At 47.6% G+C, this 20,793-nt stretch carries 18 protein-coding genes and 1 tRNA gene; 16 read left to right on the top strand and 3 right to left on the bottom strand.

The window, feature by feature from the left end:
* Positions 1–399: 399 nt before the first annotated feature.
* From purD to QZ147_RS03450, 6 genes are read left to right on the top strand one after another with little or no spacing between them, the layout of a single operon-like run.
* Positions 400–1,647 (top strand): phosphoribosylamine--glycine ligase, encoded by a 1,248-nt coding sequence (gene purD / locus QZ147_RS03475; RefSeq protein ID WP_295146977.1) that lies wholly within the window; start codon positions 400–402, stop codon positions 1,645–1,647.
* Positions 1,644–2,099 carry an RDD family protein gene (locus tag QZ147_RS03470; RefSeq protein WP_295146974.1) on the top strand — a complete coding sequence of 152 codons (456 nt, stop codon included), beginning with the start codon at positions 1,644–1,646 and terminating at the stop codon, positions 2,097–2,099. Before purD ends, QZ147_RS03470 begins: the two co-directional genes overlap by 4 nt.
* Positions 2,089–4,272 carry an LPS assembly protein LptD gene (lptD, locus tag QZ147_RS03465; protein WP_295146971.1) on the top strand — a complete coding sequence of 728 codons (2,184 nt, stop codon included), beginning with the start codon at positions 2,089–2,091 and terminating at the stop codon, positions 4,270–4,272. Before QZ147_RS03470 ends, lptD begins: the two co-directional genes overlap by 11 nt.
* Positions 4,272–4,976 carry a phosphoribosyltransferase family protein gene (locus tag QZ147_RS03460; protein ID WP_295146969.1) on the top strand — a complete coding sequence of 235 codons (705 nt, stop codon included), beginning with the start codon at positions 4,272–4,274 and terminating at the stop codon, positions 4,974–4,976. The genes lptD and QZ147_RS03460 overlap by 1 nt, the downstream gene beginning before the upstream one ends.
* On the top strand, positions 4,966–7,164 hold the full coding sequence (locus QZ147_RS03455) for a polyribonucleotide nucleotidyltransferase (RefSeq protein ID WP_295146967.1): 2,199 nt from the start codon (positions 4,966–4,968) through the stop codon (positions 7,162–7,164). Before QZ147_RS03460 ends, QZ147_RS03455 begins: the two co-directional genes overlap by 11 nt.
* A 16-nt stretch (positions 7,165–7,180) precedes the next feature.
* Positions 7,181–8,035: a universal stress protein gene (locus QZ147_RS03450; protein WP_295146964.1), complete on the top strand. Its 855-nt coding sequence runs from the start codon at positions 7,181–7,183 to the stop codon at positions 8,033–8,035.
* Between the two features lie 20 nt (positions 8,036–8,055).
* Here QZ147_RS03450 and QZ147_RS03445 read toward each other — a convergent pair whose 3' ends face one another.
* The 3 genes from QZ147_RS03445 to QZ147_RS03435 all read right to left on the bottom strand — a co-directional run bounded on the left by QZ147_RS03445 (position 8,056) and on the right by QZ147_RS03435 (position 9,374).
* A complete protein-coding gene (locus QZ147_RS03445) occupies positions 8,056–8,919 on the bottom strand; it encodes a VIT1/CCC1 family protein (RefSeq protein WP_295146961.1) in 864 nt (287 codons plus the stop codon).
* Positions 8,920–8,943: 24 nt separating this feature from the next.
* Positions 8,944–9,027: transfer RNA gene (locus QZ147_RS03440), tRNA-Leu, on the bottom strand.
* Positions 9,028–9,071: 44 nt separating this feature from the next.
* Positions 9,072–9,374: a F0F1 ATP synthase subunit C gene (locus tag QZ147_RS03435; protein WP_295146958.1), complete on the bottom strand. Its 303-nt coding sequence runs from the start codon at positions 9,372–9,374 to the stop codon at positions 9,072–9,074.
* 220 nt (positions 9,375–9,594) lie between these two features.
* On the opposite strand from QZ147_RS03435, the gene QZ147_RS03430 reads away from it, so the two are divergent.
* From QZ147_RS03430 to QZ147_RS03385, 10 genes are all read left to right on the top strand, one after another.
* Positions 9,595–10,944: a sodium-dependent transporter gene (locus QZ147_RS03430; protein ID WP_295146956.1), complete on the top strand. Its 1,350-nt coding sequence runs from the start codon at positions 9,595–9,597 to the stop codon at positions 10,942–10,944.
* On the top strand, positions 10,941–12,284 hold the full coding sequence (locus tag QZ147_RS03425; RefSeq protein WP_295146955.1) for a sodium-dependent transporter: 1,344 nt from the start codon (positions 10,941–10,943) through the stop codon (positions 12,282–12,284). The genes QZ147_RS03430 and QZ147_RS03425 overlap by 4 nt, the downstream gene beginning before the upstream one ends.
* 2 nt (positions 12,285–12,286) lie before the next feature.
* Positions 12,287–12,793: a TRAP transporter small permease subunit gene (locus tag QZ147_RS03420; protein WP_295146953.1), complete on the top strand. Its 507-nt coding sequence runs from the start codon at positions 12,287–12,289 to the stop codon at positions 12,791–12,793.
* 1 nt (position 12,794) lies between these two features.
* Positions 12,795–14,120, top strand: a complete 1,326-nt coding sequence (locus QZ147_RS03415; protein WP_295146950.1) for a TRAP transporter large permease subunit — start codon at positions 12,795–12,797, stop codon at positions 14,118–14,120.
* 7 nt (positions 14,121–14,127) lie between these two features.
* Positions 14,128–14,376, top strand: coding sequence for an OadG family transporter subunit (locus QZ147_RS03410; RefSeq protein ID WP_295146949.1), 249 nt, complete (start codon positions 14,128–14,130; stop codon positions 14,374–14,376).
* The gene (locus tag QZ147_RS03405; RefSeq protein WP_295146947.1) at positions 14,373–15,779 is read left to right on the top strand and encodes a DUF4139 domain-containing protein; all 1,407 of its coding nucleotides are present in this window, start codon (positions 14,373–14,375) and stop codon (positions 15,777–15,779) included. The genes QZ147_RS03410 and QZ147_RS03405 overlap by 4 nt, the downstream gene beginning before the upstream one ends.
* A gap of 68 nt (positions 15,780–15,847) precedes the next feature.
* The gene (locus QZ147_RS03400; protein ID WP_295146945.1) at positions 15,848–17,662 is read left to right on the top strand and encodes a biotin/lipoyl-containing protein; all 1,815 of its coding nucleotides are present in this window, start codon (positions 15,848–15,850) and stop codon (positions 17,660–17,662) included.
* Positions 17,663–17,666: 4 nt separating this feature from the next.
* Positions 17,667–18,983 carry a sodium ion-translocating decarboxylase subunit beta gene (locus QZ147_RS03395; protein ID WP_295146942.1) on the top strand — a complete coding sequence of 439 codons (1,317 nt, stop codon included), beginning with the start codon at positions 17,667–17,669 and terminating at the stop codon, positions 18,981–18,983.
* A gap of 18 nt (positions 18,984–19,001) precedes the next feature.
* Positions 19,002–20,579 (top strand): phosphoenolpyruvate carboxykinase (ATP), encoded by a 1,578-nt coding sequence (gene pckA / locus QZ147_RS03390; protein ID WP_295146939.1) that lies wholly within the window; start codon positions 19,002–19,004, stop codon positions 20,577–20,579.
* Positions 20,554–20,793 (top strand): CAP domain-containing protein (locus tag QZ147_RS03385; protein ID WP_295146936.1); only part of this gene is annotated, 240 nt, incomplete at its 3' end. The genes pckA and QZ147_RS03385, both read left to right, overlap by 26 nt.

The raw sequence follows: 20,793 nt of genomic DNA, 5'->3' as shown, positions 1-20,793 counted from the left end.
CGAAATTTCGCGCGAAATTTTAGCTGGCAATTGGGCAACCCCGAGCGCTATAAATGCGTAGCCATCGGCGAAACGACGGCGAAAGAACTGGTAAAATTTTGCGAGCCCGTAGTCTGCGCCGAGCAAAGCGTGAATGCTTGCGTAAGCCTTGCTAAAACGTTAATTTAAGCAAAAATTTTATACAATTTCCTCGCCTGAGCGAAGCGAAGAAGCATTTTCTAGGGTCCGACATTTTTTTGTTAGCGAAGACGTATAGGCATCTTGCGATGCGGCGTCGTTTGAGCGCGAAAGCGCGAGAAGTTGCAACCTGTCGATGTTTATCTATTTGCAAGATTGGTCTTGTTACGGGCCTCTCTTTTATGCGACGCCCGCTCGGGTCTTAAAATTTACGGAGAAAATATGAAAATCCTAATCATCGGAAGCGGTGGCAGAGAATACTCTATCGCGCTAAAATTATTATCCGAAAAAAATCCCCCGAAACTCTACTTTGCTCCCGGTAACGGCGCTACTTCTAAGCTCGGCGAAAATTTAGACGTTAAAGACTATGAAAAATTAGCGGATTTTGCGGAATCAAACGGGATAAATTTAACTATCGTAGGTCCGGAGGCGCCCCTTAGCGAGGGCGTAACGGATATTTTTAAGGCGCGAAATTTAGCGATTTTCGGACCGAGCAAAGCGGCCGCTAGATTAGAAGGCAGCAAGGCTTATATGAAGGATTTTTTAGCGCGAAACGGTATAAAAACGGCTAAGTATTTAAATACGCAAAGCAAGGACGAGGCGTTTAAATTTATAGACGCTCTCGCCGCTCCGATCGTCGTAAAAGCCGACGGACTATGCGCCGGTAAGGGCGTGATCATCGCGCAAAGCAAAGACGAAGCGCGCGATGCCGTAGCCGGCATGCTAAGTGGGGAGAGCTTCGGCGACGCGGGTAAGCGCGTGGTCGTGGAGGAGTTTTTAGACGGGTTCGAGCTCAGCTTTTTTGCGATTTGCGACGGCGAAAATTTTGTAAGCTTGCCCGTAGCGCAAGATCACAAGCGCCTTCTAAGCGGCGATAAAGGCCCGAATACCGGCGGTATGGGAGCATACGCGCCTAGCCCGCTAGCTACGCCGGAATTAATAAAACGCGTCGAAAAGGAGATCGTAGCTCCTACGCTAAGAGGCATGAAAAACGAGGGCGCGCCTTTTTGCGGAGTGCTATTCGTCGGGCTTATGGTCGTAGGCGGCGAGCCTTACGTACTGGAATTTAACGTGCGTTTCGGCGATCCTGAGTGCGAAGTATTAATGCCTTTGATAGACGGAGATTTGAGTAAAATTTTACTAAACGCGGCGCTTGGAAAATTAGAGCCGATTAAGCTAAAAAACGAGTGTGCCGTAGGCGTGGTTATAGCAAGCGAAAATTACCCTTATAAAGGCTCGTCCAAAGCTAAAATTTCGGTAGCAAAGACGCCAGAAAATTCTCACGTAGCGTTTGCCGGCGTAAGCGAGCAAGACGGCGAAATTTACGCCGACGGCGGACGCGTGCTAGTGTGCGTCGGGGTGGCGCAGACGATAAAGCAGGCTCGGCAAAGAGCCTACGAGCTTTGCGAAAACGTAAAATTTAACGGTATGCAATACCGCGACGACATCGCTTGGCAGGCGTTAAAATGAGCTACCAAGATATTGTCGCCAAGTTAGAGCGCGAGGAAATTAGGCTCGCAAGCATCGGCAAGAGAGCTTACGCGGCGTGCATAGACGAGACGATAATTAGCCTGTTATTTATCGCGACTTATTACGACGCGTTCGCGCAGGCCGCGACTTACGAGCAAAGGATAGCGATAATATCTAGCCTAATCTTGCAATTTATCGGGCTTAAAATCCTTTATCAGGCGTTTTTTACGTGGTATTACGGCGCGAGCTTAGGCAAGATCGCCGCTAAAATAGCTTGCGTGGACGTAGTCTTGCTCGATAAACCTAGTTTTGCGGCGAGCTTGTCGCGCGCGGTCGTCGCGGTGATTAGTCAAATTTGCCTTTATCTGGGCTTTGCGTGGGCGCTTGGTAACGAAGCGCGTCAGACGTGGCACGATCTAGCGGCAAAAACGGCGGTGATCGATGTCGCGTAAATTTTTAACTCTAATCGCGCTCGTAGCGCTAAATTTTACCTTTTTAAGCGCGGCGCAAAATTTAGATAAAAATAGCGTGAAAAACGAGGACTTTCAGCTATTAGCCGACGACGTAAAGCAAGAAAACGGTATCGTAACGGCGACTAAAAACGTGGTCGTTTATTCGCAGACCTATCTAGTAACGGCGGATAAGGCCGTTTACGATCAAAACGCTTCGATTATCGAGCTATTCGGTAACGTAAATATGATGAAAGGCGCGGGCGAGGCGTCGCGCTCAAACTACGCTAAAATCAATCTAAAAAGCGACGAGAGCAGCTTTGAAGCGCTATTTATGATGAATAAAGATATGGAAGTGTGGATGCGAAGCGACGAGAGCAGTTCGGACGCGGAGTATTACCGCACGAGGGACGCGATCGTTTCTAGCTGTAACGTCCAAGATCCCGACTGGTCGATTACGTCAAGCTCGGCGATGCTTAATAGGCAAAGCAAATTTTTGCATATGTTTAATCCCGTCTTTCGGCTAGGCTCGGTGCCTGTGTTTTACCTGCCGTATTTCGGTTTTTCTACCGATACGACGCGCAGGACCGGGCTTTTGCCGCCGGAGTTCGGTTACGGCAATAACGACGGATTTTACTATAAGCAGCCGATTTACTTTGCGCCTTATAACGAATGGGACTTTCAAGTAGACCCGCAAGTGCGCACTAGGCGCGGCGTAGGTGCGTACGGTGCGTTTAGATTCGTAGATTCTCCGGACGGCAAAGGCGAAATAAGCTTCGGCGCTTTTAAGGACAGCGAGAGCTACCGCGCTAAACAAGCTGCCAAAAACTCGAATGCGCAAAGCTTAAAAAATAAGACTCACAAAGGCATCGGGCTAAAATACGAGCGCGAAAAGCTAATTAAATACCTAACCGACGCGGATTTGCAAGAGGGCTTGTGGATAGACGCGACGAAGCTTAACGATATAGAGTATCTAAACTTACGCGGTCGCGACGAGGATTACGATTCGCTTGTAACTTCTAAATTTAATTATTTCATCGCAAACGACAAGCACTACGCCGGCGCCTACGCGAAGTATTATATCGATACCGAAAAGCTAGGCGGCGTAAACGAGAACAAAGATACTCTCCAAGAGCTTCCTAGCTTGCAATACCACAAATTTACCGATACTTTGTGGCTGCCTAATATTTTATATTCGCTTGATTTACAGTCTCACAGATACGACCGCCGTATAGGCGTGACGGCTACGCAGTATGAATTTACGCTACCGATTTCGGTACACGTACCGCTATTTGAAAACGCCGCTACTTTTTCGTATTACGAAAATTTATACGTCTCAAAAATTAATTACGATAACAAGCGCGTTTCGGCGACAGACGCGAGAGAGGATAAAAGCGAAGTTTACATAGATAATTACCGTAAATTCGCGCTTCACACCGACGTAGCCAAGGCTTACGAAAATTTCTTCCATACGGTAGATTTCGGCGCGGAATATTTGATGGCGGGATATAATAGAGGTGATTTGGACGACGAGTTTATCTACGACGAAAACGGCGTAAGATACGAAAATTTCCTAGCGCGGGAAAAGGCTAAAAATGAGCTGTCCGCTTATGCGACGCAGTATTTTTTTACTAGCGAAGGTAGAAAATTTTTACGGCACAGCGTTTCGCAAGGATACTATACCAAAGAGGGCGAATACGGCAATCTAAAAAATAAAATCGCCGTTTATCCGTTTGCTAATTTATCGCTTTATAATAATCTCGAATATTCGCACGTAGATAAGCAGCTTAAAAAGATTCAAAGCGGGATAACCTATTCGCAAGAGCTATTTAACGCAAGCTTCCTTCATACGATGCAGCGAAACTCAAACGCCGAAAAGGATAGCTATTTAACGAGCTACGCAAGCATTAAACTTCCCGCGCAGTATAGGCTGGTGGGCGGTTGGCACTACGACTTAGAGAGAAGCTATACTAAAAGTTGGAGCGTGGGAATTTTGCATCAGCGAAAGTGCTGGAACTACGGCTTTACGTATAAAAGAGACATAGAGCCGACCACTACCGTTAGCGGCTCGGCGACAAAGAAGGAAAATGGCTTTTTATTTACGGTTAATTTTTATCCAATGGGCGGCGTGCACTACGACGTTTCGGTAACGCAAGAGCCCGACGAAAGTAGATAATGGCGGAAAATTTAGTAAAATTTAGCAACCAGCTAGACGCAGCCGAAAAGTTGCTCGAAATTTTACCTAAAAAAGAGCTTATCGAGCGAAAGACTACGATAATATGCGCTTCGTTAGACTCGGTCGTAGTTACCGACGCCGTTTGTCGGGGGTTAAATTTAAGCTACGAGATGCTTTTTAGCGAGCCGATCTTTGCGCCTAATAACTCCGAATGCGAAATCGCTATCGTAAGCGAAACAGAGGAAATCGTGCTAAACGATCCGCTAATTCGCGCATTCGGCATAAGCTACGACTTTATATACGGCGAGGCTCACCGCAAATACGAAGAGAAAATTTTAAAAAACGTCTATAAATATAGAAAAGGCGAGCTGCTCGGTAAATTAAAAGATAAAAACGTCTTGCTGTTAGACGAGGGCTGCGAGACGGGGCTAACCGCGCTTGCTTGCATAAAGACGCTAATCGGGCTAAAAGCAAAATCCATCTCTTACGCTACGCCCGTCATCGCCGCCGACGTCGCGGCTAGTCTAAGCGATCTCGTCGATGAAATTTTCGCCGTAAATAAGGTCGTAAATTTTATAGAGGTAGACGCTTACTACAAGAGCAAAATAGAGCTAACCAGCGAATACATAATGTCGATTTTAGAGGAAAGCCCTCGATATTTGCCGTTACAAAAACAACAAGGAGACAAAAACAATGCAATATAGTATAGAAGTGAATAACCAAGTCGAAATTTTCGACATCAACAAAGTCGCCAAGCAAGCCGCGGGCGCGGTACTTTTACGCGTGAAAAACACGGTCGTCTTAGCCACCGTAGCGCGCGACGACGTTCAAGTAACGGAAGATTTTTTGCCCCTTACGGTGCAATATATCGAAAAAGCCTACGCTGCGGGTAAAATTCCCGGAGGCTACGTAAAACGCGAGACCAAGCCCGGCGATTTCGAGACGCTAACTTCGCGCATCATCGACCGCTCGCTGCGCCCTTTATTTCCGAAAGGTTACGCATATCCTACGCAAATAGTCGTTATGGTGCTTTCCGCCGATCCCGAGGTCGATTTGCAAGTAGTCGGGCTAAATGCGGCTAGCGTAGCGCTTTATCTTAGCGATATTCCGGTTAATCGCCCCGTTTGCGGCGTGCGCGTGGGCTATATAGACGGCAATTTCGTCGTAAACCCGAGCAATTCCGAGCTTAAATCAAGTGCGCTCGATCTTTACGTGGCGGGCACGAAAGACGAGCTTTTGATGATCGAGATGAGATCCTTGGCGCAAAAGACTTCGCAGATCGTGCCTATCGTAGCGATCGATCCGATGATGGATCCTAGTTTAAACGATAACATCATCGCAAAGCAAGAGATGAACGAATTTAGCGAGGATAAGATGGTCGAGGCGATAGAATTCGCGGGCAAGGCGATACTAAGAGCCAGCAGTGCTTATGAAGAGGCGTTTAGCGCGCATAAAAAAGACGATGCGAATTTAGAGCTAAAACCGGAGATCGAAAACGAAAACGTCGCGATTTATATTAAAGAATTTTACGCTAGCGACGTTAAAAACGCGATAAACCAAATGGCTAAAAGCGAGCGCGCGAGCGAGTTAAATAAAATCGCCAAGCAAATTTTAAGCGATGAAGTCGCGCAAAAAGAGGGTTGGAGCGAAGCGGTAATCGCAAACGCGCTGGCTAAATTTAAGAAAAAGATCGTTCGCGAGCAGATTATTAACGAGGGCATTAGGGCCGACGGACGCCGCCTAGACGAGGTGCGACCGATCTCTATCGAGACGAACGTCTTGCCTAACGCGCACGGAAGTTGCTTATTTACGCGCGGTCAGACCCAAGCGCTAGTCGTAGCGACGCTAGGCACGGATAGCGATGCGCAGATGTACGACGTCTTAACCGAAAAGACGGCGCTTATCGAAAAATTTATGTTTAATTATAATTTTCCGGGTTTTAGCGTCGGCGAGGCAAGCCCGCTAAAAGCTCCCGGACGCCGCGAGCTAGGACACGGAAATTTAGCCAAACGCGCGCTAGCTCCTAGTATCGACGACGATAGTCCTTATACGATACGCGTGGTGTCCGAAATTTTAGAAAGCAACGGATCTAGTTCTATGGCTTCGGTGTGTGGGGGCTCGCTAGCTCTTCGCGCGGCGGGCGTGCAGACGCAAAAGCTAGTTGCTGGCGTAGCGATGGGGCTAGTGTTTGAAGGCGATCGCCACGCGGTGCTGACGGACATTATGGGACTTGAAGATCACGACGGCGATATGGACTTTAAAGTAGCGGGCACGGACGAGGGCATTACCGCGCTTCAAATGGACATAAAGCTCGGAGGTATTAGCCTTGAAGTGCTAAAAGAGGCGCTAGCGCAGGCTAAACGCGGCCGCGAGCATATTTTAAATTTGATGCGCGAAGCGGATAATAAGATTAAGGTAAACGATGAAATTTTGCCTAAATTAGAGCTTTTTAGCGTCGATCCTAGCAAGATCGTAGAGATCATCGGACAAGCGGGCAAAACTATAAAAGAGATCATCGAAAAATTCGACGTCGCTATCGATCTAGACCGCGAAAAAGGCGAGGTAAAAATCGCCGGCGGCGCGAAGAAAAACGTCGATGCGGCGAAGGATTATATCATCCAAATCACTTCCAGAGAGGGCTCTAAATTCGGCAAAAAGCCGTTCGGCGGCGACCGCAGGGATAGGGCGAAGCCTACGTTTAATGTCGGCGAGGAATTTGAGGGCGTCGTAAAAAGCGTGGTGGATTTCGGCGTATTTATCGAGCTAAAAGACGGAGTGGACGGACTGCTTCATATCTCAAAGGTAAAAACGCCGCTAAACGTAGGCGAGCGGGTTAAGGTGCGCGTAAGCGAACAAAAAGGCAATAAAATTTCGCTATCGCTAGCGGAATAAATTTAAAGGATAACGCATGGATTTTAAAAAGATATTATTTCCTATCGGCGCCGGAGACGATATAGAGCCTAGAATTTACGGCGCGTTGCGAGTGGCCAAGTGGTTCGGCGCGCATATGGAAATTTTGGCTTGCCAGATGGATCCCGGCGTCGTTTATAATATGAAAATGACGCTTAGAGGCGGCGTGCTATTTGACGAATTTTTACGCTCGGCGAAGGCGGATTTGCTTGATGAGCAAAAGCAAAACGAGGCTTTATTTAACAAAATTTGCTCGGAGCTCGGGGTGCAAATTTCAGACGTAGACATTAAAGGCGTCTGCACGGCTAAATTTACGACTAAACAAGGCAAGCGAAGCGCTATCGTCGAGGTAGAGAGCAAATTTAGCGATATGATCGTAGCCGCCGTGCCGCTAAACGGAAAGATTACCGGTACGTTTGAAGCCGCCGTCATAAAAAGCGGTAAAAACGTAATCGCAATTCCTAGAAGGCTTGAAAAATTTAGCGCCGATAATATTTTCGTAAGCTGGACGGGCACCCCGCAAAGCTCTCGCGCGCTTACTAGTTCGCTAGAATTGCTAAAAAAAGCCAAACGCGTTCATTGCGTGACCTCAAGCGCGAGCGTCGGGCAAGACGATGCACCGACGACGCTTAAAAAATTAGAGGAGTACTTTAAGCTCCATGAAATTTCGGCAAGCTTTGAGATAATCGACACTACTTCAATCCCCGGCGAGGCGCTGCTAAAAGCCGCGAGAGCGAATAATTCCGATCTCATCGTAGCGGGTAGGCACGGCGAAAACGGGCTAATGGAAATGGTGCTGGGCGGAACGTCGAGATTTTTCCTAGAACATACCGATATTCCGGTATTTATGTAAAACAAAACCTAGATTTCGGGCTAAATTTCTAGCCCGAAGTACTTCTTGACTAAAAATCCTATTAAAAACGAGATTAATGCTACGCCGAAGGTTATCGCGCACATTTGAGCCACGCGCGGCGCGAATTTTAGCTCTTTGGCCACGCAAATATAAAAATTGTATAGTAAAATCGTAATTAGCGCAAAGGCTAGCATCGCGCAAATAGCGTAAACGATGCTATCAAATACGAAAAACGGCGCTATTAAGATAGCCGTCGTCGCGATATACGAAACGCCCGTGTAGAGCGAGTAGGTAAAGGGTTTGACGTCGGGCGACGGATTTTCTTTGGATTCTAAATATGCCGAACCGGCCATAGAAAGCGCGGCGGCTACTCCCATGATAAACCCCGTAGCCCCGACTACTTTTGCGTTAGAGTAGGCTAGAGCGATACCGCTTAGCGTACCGGTAAGCTCGACTAACGCATCGTTCATTCCGAGAACGATCGCGCCGGCGTTGGTTAGTGCGGGGTCTTTTAGCATGGAGATTAAAAATTTCTCGTGATTACTCTCTTGCTCGTAAATTTCCTTCGCCTGCGGATATTCGTTTATTATTTGCAGGTAAAAGCTCTCGGCGTTTTGCTCGCGCATCTCCATAAATTTTAACGCAAACGAAACGCCGAAAATTTTCGTTAAAACGACGTAGAAAAATACGACTAGTAAATTTGCGCTTCGCTTCTCGTTTGTTAGCTGAGAGCAAAAGTCGTAATGCCTTTTTTCCTCGTTGATTATTTTACGTAAAATTTTCTTGTTTTCGGGATTTTTCTCGTTAGTTTCTAGTAGCGAATAGACCGCGACGTCGTTAATCTCGTTTTGTAGTTGTTTAAGGGCCAGATTTCTATCAAGCATATCTTTCTTCGTATAATCCGTAGATGGTGCGATCGGCGAGATTTGAACTCGCACACCAAATGGCACTACCACCTCAAAGTAGCGTGTCTACCGTTCCACCACGATCGCATAAGTTAAAGAAGCGCCCTGCAAAAGCAGGGCCGATTTCATATTTATCCAAGCATCGGATTTGCGTAAAGTACGATAAGCGTAATAACTAGCGCGTAGATAACTTGCGCTTCGATCATCGCAAGGGCGATAAACATCGTAGTCATTAGCTTAGAGCCTACGCCAGGGTTTCTAGCAGTACCGCTAATTGTAGCCGCAGCCGTATTTCCCATACCGATCGCGCCGCCAAGAGCCGCCAAACCTAAACCGATACCCGCCGCGATAACAGAATAAGATTTAATCATCTCGCCGTCTGCGCCGAACGCGAACGCCGCAAGACCGAAAACTAAAAAAACGATTTTTTTCATCGTTGCTCCTTTAAAATTTAAGCCCTTTCGGATCCGTCCCCTACTCAAACTTTGAGGGCGTATAATACATTAACTAAGCTTTGATTTTCTTAAAAATTTAAATTCGTTTCAAATAAAAACGCCGCGCCTAAATTCGAGCTAAATTTTCATTTTCGTTTAGAGATTTAAAAGTTTTTTTATGTTAAGGTTACGATTTTATTAAATTTGAATTAGGGCTTTTATGCTAAACGAAAAATTTTCCAAAATCGGCTTTATCCTCGCGATGGCGGGCTCTGCGGTGGGTCTTGGCAACGCGTGGAAATTTCCCACGATGGTCGGCAATAACGGCGGTTCGGCGTTTATCGTACTTTATTTGGCGCTTACGTTTTTCGTCGCGTTCGTCGCATTTTTATCCGAGCTTAGCGTCGGTAGGTTAGGAGAGACCGATCCTGTAAATTCGATTAGAAAATTAGCCCCCAAACATAAAAACGCGTGGTCGCTCGCCGGCTTTTTTATGATAGGCGGCGTGCTGATAGCCTCTTTTTATACGGTTGTTATCGGCTGGATATTAAAATACGTCTATTTGGGTTTTGGCGCGCTTAACAGCGATATGGCGCAGGCCGCTGCGGAATTTGAAAATTTACTCAAACGCGACTTTTTAAGCGCGTGGATATGTTTTAGCGCCGTATTTTTTATAGTATTTTACGTCGTATCAAAAGGCGTAAAAAGCGGTATCGAGCGGCTAAACGTCTGGATGATGCCGAGCCTTTTCGTTTTGCTCGCGCTGATGCTTTGCTATTCTTTTACGATGCCCGAAGCGCTCGCGCAGGCGGCTAAATTTTTATTCGTGCCAGATTTTAGCGCCGTTAGTGCGGATGCGGTCTTGCAGGCGCTTGGGCTTTCGTTTTTTTCGCTTTCGTTAGGCGTTTGCACCGTGCCTACGTATGCTGCAAGTCTTCCTAGCGGTACGAATTTGGTAAAATCTACGCTTTCTATTATTTTTATTAATATTTTAATCGGCCTTATAATGGGACTCATCGTTTTTACGTTCGTGTTTGCCTACGGCGGTGATACGACGCAAGGCGGACCGGGGCTTATTTTTATCTCGCTGGCTACTTTGTTCGCAAAGCTTGGACTTATGGGAAACGTCCTTGCGGTCGCGTTTTTTACGTCGCTTTTATTTGCCGGTATTACGAGCGCGGTTTCGATGATCGAGCCGTTTGCGTTTTATTTGATTAACCAATTCAAATTTAGCCGAAAAAAGGCGCTTCTTTGCGTAGGGGCGGTCGTTTACGCGCTGGGAGTAGGCTGTATTTTATCTTACTACGAACCTACGAGTAGAAATTTTAGCGTGTTTGATAAACCGCTATTCGACGTTTTAGATTATCTTACTTCAAATATTTTGATGCCGCTGGCGGCTATCGTATTTAGCTTTTTTACGGGATTTGTTTTAAAGCGCGAGGGGCTTTATCTTTTATTTAAGCCGTTTTTAGGCGATGCGGGATTTAAAATTTGGTATTTTTTACTGCGTTACGTAACGCCCGCGGCTATAATCGCCATTATGGCGTATCAAATTTCGGCTAGCAAATGAAACGAAATTTTAGCAAAATCGGTTTTATTTTATCCATCGTGGGCGCGGCGATAGGGCTCGGCAACGCGTGGAAATTCCCTTACATGGTGGGTGCTAACGGTGGATCGGCGTTCGTGCTAATTTATTTATTTTTTGCGGTTAGCGTCGGACTTTGCATATTTTACGCCGAGGCCGCGATGGGTAAAATTTCTCGCCGCGATCCCGCGCGCGCGTTCGCCGCTCTCGCGCCTAAAAACGCTAAAATTTGGGGATTTGCGGGCGTTATTATGATTACTGGCGTTTTAATAGCTTCGTTTTATACGCTAATCATCGGCTGGGTCGTAAAATACGCCGTTTTATCCCTAGGCGAGCTTCCGCGAAATTTAGCCGCGTCGGCGGAAATTTTCGCGCGCTTTACTTCGCAAAATTTAGAAGAGCAAATTTTATATTTCACGCTTGCTTTTTTAGCCTGCTTCGCCGTGCTCGCCAAGGGCGTAAAAAGCGGCATAGAGCGTATAAATTTATGGCTTATTCCTACGCTTTTCGTGCTGCTTTTGCTGATGCTCGGCTATTCGTTTAGCATGAGCGGATTTAGCGAGGCGGCGAAATTTTTACTGGTGCCCGATTTTTCCAAAATCGACACGCAGTCGGTTATCAACGCGCTGGGACTTGCTTTTTTTACCATGTGCGTGGGTATCGGCGCGATCCTTACGTATTCGGCGAGTCTGGATGATAAAACCAATCTTTTTACCTCTTCGCTTTACGTGGTAGCGCTAAACGTGATTATTAGCGTAGTAATCGGGCTTATCGTATTCACTTTTACGTTCGAATTCGGCGCGCGACCTAGCCAGGGCGCGGGGCTGGCGTTTATCTCGCTTCCTACGCTGTTTGCGAATTTAGGCGCGCTAGGAAACGCACTTAGTTTTACCTTTTTTACCGCGCTCGTTTTTGCGGGAATAACGTCCGCGGTGTCGTTAATCGAGCCTTGCGTCTTTTATTTGGAGCGAACCCCGGGATTTTCGCGCGCGAAGGCGCTTTTTATCGTAGGCGGAGCGACTTACGTTTTAGGCGCGCTTTGCGCTGCGGGCAACGACGAAAATTTTAAAGGCTTTCTTACGTTTTTCGGAAAGGACTTTTTTAGCCTAATAGACTACGCTAGCTCAAACGTAATGCTGCCCTTAGGCGGAATAATAATCGCGGTTTTTGCCGGATATTTTATGAAAAAAGAGGCGCTAAAAGAGCTTTTCGTCCCGTTTATGGGCGAGGTAATTTTTAAAATTTGGTATTTTTCGTTGCGCTACTTCGCGCCGTTTTGCGTATTTTTCGTTATGATTAACGCGATATTTTTCCAAAAAGGGTAGGAATGGTAAAAATAGAAAAATTTTTCGATAAAGCCGCGAATTTGGTCGGCTATCTTTGCATGTTTATAATGGCGTTAATGATAATAGACGTGTTTTTTAACGTAGTGGCGCGATATTTCTTTAAATACGGCAACGTAAGCCTGCAAGAGCTGGAATGGCACTTTTTCGCCGTCGTTTTCTTGCTCGGGATGAATTACGCCTTAAAAGAGGACGCGCACGTTCGCGTCGATATTTTCTACGCGAAATTTAGCCCGCGCGCAAAGGCGCTCGTAAATATGATAGGCACGGTCGTTTTTATCGTGCCGTTCGCGCTTTTGGTATCGAATCTATCGCTAAATTTCGTCATTGAAGCTTATCAATCCGGCGAAGGAAGCGCGGATCCCGGCGGTTTGCCGTTTCGCTGGGCGATTAAATTTTTTATCCCGTTTTCGTTTTATCTTTTGATATTTTTCGCGGTCGGTTTTTTTATTAAAAATTTTAACCTTTACCGCCAAGCTAAAAGGGGCTAAAATGGCGGGCATTATTATGTTTATCGCCGCGCTTTTGATGCTAGGCATCGGCTTCCCGGTGGCGTTTACCTTCGGCGCGGTAGCGATGATATTCGGGCTTATCGGCGGCATAATGGAAAGCCTTGCGGACGGCGACGGCATAGCGGGCGGGTTTGACGTATTTATAAATATGTTCGCTTTTATGCCTTACCGCGTGTTTTCGATAATGGAAAATAAAATTTTAATCGCCGTGCCGCTATTCGTATTTATGGGCGTAGTGTTGCAAAAGTCCCGCCTTGCGGAGCGGCTGCTCGAAAGTATGGCGCTGCTTTTCGGCGAGATAAGGGGCGGTATAGCCATCAGCACTGTCCTAGTCGGCGCTCTGCTAGCGGCGTCCACGGGCGTCGTGGGAGCTAGCGTAGTCGCTATGGGCGTAATAAGCCTGCCCGTGATGCTAAAATACAAATACGACCAGCCTCTGGGCTGCGGCACGATCTGCGCGGCCGGTACGCTAGGACAGATTATCCCGCCTTCGATCGTGCTAATTATATTAGGCGACATTTTCGGCGTCCCGGTGGGCGATTTATTTAGAGAGGCGTTCGTACCCGGACTTGCGCTAGTAGGCGCTTACGTCCTTTATATTTTGGTCGTAGCTTATTTAAAGCCTAGCTGCGCGCCTGCGGTTACGAGCGGTGCGGACGAGAGTAAATTTAGGCAAATTTTAAGGGCGCTGGGCGACGTTTTGCCGCCGCTTATTTTGGTGCTGCTGGTTCTCGGCTCGATATTCGCGGGCATGGCTACGCCGACCGAGAGTTCGGCGTTCGGTTGCGTCGGCGCGATCGTTTTGTCGTTTTTTTACCGCACGTTTTCGTTTTCTATGATAAAAGAGGCGCTTGACGAGAGCGTAAAAACCACGGCGCTCGTGTTTACGATATTAGTCGGCGCGACGGCGTTTTCGATGGTGTTTAGCTATACGGGCGGCGACGAGATCGTAGAGAGATTTATGACCGAGCTGCCGGGCGAAAAATGGGGATTTTTGATTTTTAGTATGCTCGCTATTTTCGTGCTGGGATTTTTTATAGATTTTGTTGAAATTTCATATATCGTATTGCCGATTTTAGCGCCGATCGCCGCGAATTTAGGCATAAATCCGGTGTATTTTGCGATATTAATCGCGATGAATTTACAAACTTCGTTTCTTACGCCGCCGTTCGGGTTTAGCCTATTTTTCTTGCGCTCCGTCGCTCCGCCCGAGATTAAGACGAGCGCGATTTATAAGGGCGTCGTGCCGTTTATTTTAATTCAAATTTGCGTACTTGCGGTATTTTGCTACGTTTTGATGAAGTGAGGATAAGATGGAAGTAAACTTAATCGCCGAAGGGTTTAAATTTATGGCGTTGGGAATGGCGAGCGTGTTCTTATTTTTAATGCTAATGGTCTACGTCTTAAAAATTCAAGGCAAAATTTTAGACGCGTTTTGGCCGGAAGAGAAGCAAGGCGCGGGCGCTAAAATTTCGTCAGCTTCCGCGCAAAATAGCGCAAACGACGGGGTTATCGCGGCGATTACGGCGGCGATTACGCATTTTAGAAAGGATAAAATTTGAAACGTTTGGTTTTCGCAGCGTTTAGCGCGGCGGCGGTTTACGCGGGACAAAATAGTCTTGAAATTTATCAAAATGCGGCGTTTTTGCGCCAAAATTTAGAGGGGCAAAAAAGCGAATTTAGTCTAAATTTGCCTTTTGACGCAGACGAAAACGAGATAGACGTAAGCGCCTCTTGCGAGCTTGAAAATTTAACGCTAAATAAAGAGGAGATCGCGCACGATAAGGACTTTGAGGATTTTAAAGCTCAAAATTCGGAACTTAAAAATTTAGAAGCTAGGCGCGACGCGCTAATGCAAAAAAAGGACTTTTTGGCTAAATTTTCGCCTGCGGCGAAGATAGGCGAGCTTGAAAGCGAGAGCGAAAAATTTTACGAGATCGCGCTAAAAAATTTACGCGAGATAAACGCGCAAAACGCGCTAATCGACGATTTTACGCAAAAAATGCCCTACGAAAAACCCAGGGCGTTTAGACGGCTTGATATAAAATTTTCGTGCGAGCCTAAAAACGCCGGCGTATCGTATCCGGCCGATTTCGCGCCGAGTTTTGAAAGCGCGGTAGACGCTGACGTCGCGGCGGGAAAGATAAAGATTACGCAAAGCCTAAACGTAACTAATCCGCTTAACGCCGACCTTAAAAATTTAGATATTTTCTTATATCCGTTCGCATATTCGTCCGCTTTGGCTCCGAGCCCGTTTTATCCGATTTACGATGGCGGCGAGCGCAAAGAGAAGGCGGCTTCGTTTGAGGCCTATTCTGCGGCAAAGGACGCGATAGATAGCAGGGCGGTAAAAAAATCGTTAAAATTTGCGGTCGCGGGCGCTCAAAATTTCGAGGGCGCGATCTGGCGCGCGTGGCAGATTACGGGCGTAAATTTAAAAGCCTACGAGAATAAATCGTTTAAATTCGACGAGCAAAGCCTAGATGCGAAATTCGACGTTTTAATCGACGGTTACGCGAGCGCGAGCGCTTTTACGAGGGCTAAATTTACGCCCGAGCGCGACGTACAAAGCGCGCGAGCCAAAATTTTTATCGGCGGAGCAAACCGCGGAGCTACGAATTTTAGCGCGGCGGCGGGCGAGGAAAATACTGCGTATTTCGGCAAAAATTCCTTAATTAGCGTTAAAAAAACGCGCGTTAAAAATTTTAGCAAAGATTCGTTTTTTAGCTCGAAAACATCGAGCTTGCAAGCTTATGAATACGAAATTAAAAACGGCTCGAAACAGGCGCAAAATATCGAGTTAGTCGAGCGCGTACCCGTCTCGTCGCACGAAAAGGTAAGCGTTAAAATGCAAAATTCACCCAAAGAGACTAGCGTAAGCGAGCGGGGCGAGGTTAGCTGGAAATTCGCATTAGCGCCGGGCGAGAGTAAAAAAGTAACGTTTTTTTACGAAATTAGCAAATAATAAAGGCTCATTAATCTAAATAAAGATAAAATCGCTATTAGCGACTAAATTTTAAAAAAGGGCGAAAAATGGCAAAAAAATTTATCGACGTTATGGATACGACGTTTCGCGACGGGTTCCAGTCGGTTTACGGCGCGCGCGTATTGGCGCGGGACTTTTTCCCCGCGGTAGAAGCGGCGAAAGAAGCGGGGATAACGCACTTTGAATTCGGCGGCGGAGCGAGGTTTCAAAGCCTTTACTTTTATTTGAACGAAGACGCGTTTGCGATGATGGACGAATTTCGTCGAATCGTCGGCGCGCAGGCGAATTTACAAACCCTCTCGCGCGGCGTAAATACCGTAACGCTAGATACGGGTAGCCGCGAGCTAATCGATCTGCACGCTAAAATGTTTAAAAAGCACGGCACGACTACGATACGAAACTTCGACGCGCTAAACGACGTGGAAAATTTAAAATACTCGGGCGAACGCATCGTGGCGCACGGGCTTAAGCACGAAGTGGTAGTTACTATGATGGATCTACCGCCAAACTGCGTCGGAGCGCACGACGTGGCGTTTTACGAGAGAATTTTACGCGAAATTTTAGACGCGGGCATACCTTACGACAGCGTTTGCTTTAAAGACGCCAGCGGTACGAGTAGCCCGCAAAAAGTATACGAAACTATCAAAATGGCTCGCAATCTTCTTCCCGAAAATACCCATATTAGGCTTCATACGCACGAAACGGCGGGCGTTAGCGTGGCATGCTATTTAGCCGCGCTGGAAGCGGGAGCGGACGGTATAGATTTGGCCGCGAGTCCCGTTAGCGGCGGCACTAGCCAGCCTGATATTTTAACTATGCTCCACGCCGTAAAGGGCGGAAAATTCGACCTAGGCGGGCTTAGCGAAGAGAAAATTTTAAAATACGAAAGCGCTCTTAACGATTGCTTAAAAGACTACTTTACGCCGCCCGAGGCTACGCAAGTAAGCCCGCTTATCCCGTTTAGTCCGATGCCGGGCGGCGCGCTAACGGCAAATACGCAAATGATGCGCGATAATAATATTTTAGAAAAATTCCCGGAAGTGATTTTAGCGATGCGGGAGGTCGTCGAAAAAGGCGGCTACGGCACGTCCGTAACGCCGGTGAGTCAGTTTTATTTCCAACAGGCGTTTAATAACGTAATGTTCGGTCCTTGGAAAAAGATCGCCGAGGGCTACGGTAAAATGGTGCTCGGCTACTTCGGTAAGACGCCCGTCGCGCCCGATAGCGAAATAGTAAAGCTCGCCGGCGAGCAGCTGAAACTAAGCCCTACTACCGAGCACGCTCTTGATATCGCCGACCGCGACGAGAGCAAATCGCTAGCGCATACGCGTAAAATTTTGGAAGACGAGGGTATCGCGGTAACGGACGAAAATATTTTCATCGCCGCGGCGTGTAAAGAGAAGGGTATCGCGTTTTTAAAGGGCGAAGCGAAGGTAAACGTGCGAAAAATAGACGCGACCGCCAAAGCCGCCGCCCCCCGCGCGCAGACGGCCGCTTGCGCTCAAAGCGGCAGATATAGCGTCGTAGTGAACGGCAGTCGCTACAACGTCGAGGTTAGCGAGGGTTTTAGCGACGATATCGAGATAAAAAGCGTAACGCCTGCGGGCGCCGCGCCGCAAGCATCCGCCGTAAGCGTGAATTCCGACGCGAGTAGCGAAGCCGTAACGGCTAGCTTACCGGGCGTCGTGCATAAAATTTTGGTAAAAGCGGGCGATAGCGTCAAAAAAGGGCAAGCCGTTTTCGTGCTGGAAGCTATGAAAATGGAGATAGAAATTCCGGCTCCAAACGACGGCGTTATCGCTAGTATCGAGGTTTCGCAGGGTCAAAGCGTAGAAAACGGACAAATTTTAGCCAGGATGTAAATATATGAAATTTGCGGGGAAATTTTTATTTTCTATATTTTTCGCGCTCTTTTTGGGCTCTTTTTGCGGCGTAAACGCTAACGAGCCCTCTCAAAACGAAAAGGCGCAATATAGCCCCAAATCTATGAGCGAGCTTTTTACTAGCTTTTATAAGACGACGGGCGTTAACGCCTTTTTAAATCCGACCGACGGTTTGAAAGACGGCGCGGGGCATGAGCTGTCGAAATTTACGCAAAGCGGCGGACGGATTATTATGTTTTTCGTCTGTTTTTTGCTGTTTTATCTGGCGATTAAAAAGGGTTTTGAGCCGCTTTTACTGCTACCTATCGGCTTTGGCGGATTACTAGCTAATATCCCGATCGCAGAAATCGCCGGACCTAACGGCTTTTTGGGCATAATTTATAATTTCGGCATTCAAAGCGGTCTGTTTCCGCTAATTATTTTTATGGGCGTGGGCGCGATGACGGACTTCGGTCCGCTTATCGCAAACCCAAAAACCGCTATGCTAGGCGGCGCGGCGCAGCTTGGGATTTTCGCTACGCTAATAGGGGCGCTAGCTCTTTCGCAATACACCGATCTTTTTAATTTCTCGCTCGCAGACGCCGCCTCGATCGGTATAATAGGCGGAGCGGACGGTCCTACGGCGATATTTCTAGCCTCTCGCTTGGCGCCTGATCTACTAGGAGCCATCGCCGTGGCGGCGTATTCTTATATGGCGCTGGTGCCGATCATTCAGCCTCCTATTATGAGAGCGCTTACTACTAAGTCCGAGCGTCAAATTCGCATGGTGCAGCTACGCCGAGTTAGCAAGCGCGAGAAGATAATTTTTCCTATTACGGTACTTATGCTTTGCGTGCTGATTTTGCCAGACGCCACGCCGCTAATAGGCGCGTTAGCGTTTGGGAATTTAGTTAGAGAGTGCGGCGTAGTGGAGCGTTTAAGCGACACGATGCAAAATTCTTTGATTAATATAGTTACGATTTTTCTAGGGCTTTCGGTAGGCTCTAAACTTGCGGCGGAGAAATTTTTAGTAGCTAATACGCTCGGAATTTTAGCGCTCGGGCTAATCGCGTTTGCGATAGGAACGGCTGGCGGGGTGCTAATGGCGAAACTGATGAATAAATTTAGCAAGGATAAGATTAATCCGCTAATCGGCGCCGCGGGCGTGAGCGCCGTGCCTATGGCCGCGCGCGTGGCTAATAAAGAGGGCGTAAAAGAAGATCCTACCAACATGCTTTTGATGCACGCGATGGGTCCCAACGTCGCTGGCGTGATCGGCTCGGCGGTAGCGGCAGGCGTGCTTTTATCGATATTTAAATAAACTACGAAAGGATTAACGATGGTAAACGAACTAGACAAGCTTGGTTTAAAAGACGTTAAAAAAATCTATCACAACCTAAGCTACGACGAGCTCTTTGAGCACGAAAAGAGGGGCAACGAAGGCAGAGTAACGAGTAACGGCACGTTTGCCGTAGATACGGGAATTTTTACGGGTCGAAGCCCGAAAGACAAATATTTCGTAAAGCAAGATCCGAGCCAAAAATACATCGCCTGGGGCAAGGTAAATAAGCCTATAACGAAAGAGCTCTTCGATAAACTTTTAGCCAAGGCAAAAACGCAGTTAAGCGGTAAGGAAATTTACGTCCAAGACGCTTTTTGCGGAGCGAGTGCGGCTAGCAAAAAATCCGTCCGCTTCGTAACCGAAGTCGCGTGGCAGGCGCATTTCGTAAAAAATATGTTTATCCGTCCAAGCGAGGCTGAGCTAGCAAAATTTAGCCCCGATTTCGTGGTTTATAACGCGTGCAAATGCGTAAACGACGAGTGGAAAGAGCAGGGGCTAAATTCCGAAGTATTCGTAATATTTAACGTCGAGGAAAACGTCGCGGTGATCGGCGGTACGTGGTACGGCGGCGAGATGAAAAAAGGAATTTTTTCAATGATGAATTATTGGCTGCCGCTTGAGGGCAAGCTAAGCATGCACTGCTCGGCAAACGTGGGTAAAGAGGGCGACACGGCGCTATTCTTCGGTCTAAGCGGCACGGGCAAAACGACGCTTTCTACCGACCATAACCGCGCGCTAATCGGCGATGACGAGCACGGCTGGGACGATACGGGCGTGTTTAATTTCGAGGGCGGCTGCTACGCGAAGTGCATAAATTTAGATCCTAACAGCGAGCCTGAAATTTACGGCGCGATTACGCGAGACGCGCTACTTGAAAACGTCGTGATTGGCGCGGACGGCGTCGTGGACTACAAAGACGGCAGCAAGACCGAGAATACGCGCGTCAGCTACCCTATCGAGCATATCGCAAACCACAAACCAGACCTTCAAGCGGGACATCCTAAAAACATCATCTTTTTAAGCGCCGACGCGTTCGGCGTTTTGCCGCCGGTCGCAAAGCTAACCAAAGAGCAGGCGATGTATTATTTCCTAAGCGGATACACGGCCAAAGTCGCGGGCACCGAGCGCGGTATCACAGAGCCCGTGGCGACATTTAGCGCGTGCTTCGGCGAGCCGTTTATGCCGCTGCATCCGACCGTCTACGCCAAGCTACTGGGCGAAAAGATCGACAAACATAATGTTAGCGTCTATCTCGTAAATACAGGCTGGAGCGGCGGCGCGTACGGCGTGGGCAAGCGAATGAGCATCAAAGCCACGCGCGCGTGCATAAACGCGATCCTTGACGGCAGCATCAAAAAGTGCGAATTTGAAAATTTCGAGAAATTTAACTTCGCCGTGCCGCGCGAACTTGCGGGCGTAGAAACGAAGCTTTTAAACCCGATTAATACTTGGGCGAACGCCGACGAATACGTAGCTGCGCGCGCGAAACTAGCCGCGATGTTTATCGAAAATTTTAAACGCTACGAAGACGTAAAAGAAGGCGTAGAATTTGCGAAAGCCGGCCCGAAGGCTTAAAATTTGGGCATTGCTAGTTTTCGCGCTAGCATTTACCGCTTGCGAGCGGGATTTTGACGAAAAGCTAAAAACCGCCAAAAAACCGCTCGCTCCTAAAATTTTATCCTTACCCGAAGGCGCTACCGATTATCTAAACGCATATAGGCGCGCATCGGGGCTAGGCGCGCTAAAATTTAACTCCGTTCTTGAAAGCGCCGCTAAAAATCACGCGATC

It is taken from the genome of uncultured Campylobacter sp. (assembly GCF_905371695.1).
Classification (GTDB): Bacteria; Campylobacterota; Campylobacteria; order Campylobacterales; family Campylobacteraceae; genus Campylobacter_A.
The sequence above is the reverse complement of the archived record's forward strand: the minus strand, read 5'-3'. Positions and strand labels throughout refer to the sequence as shown.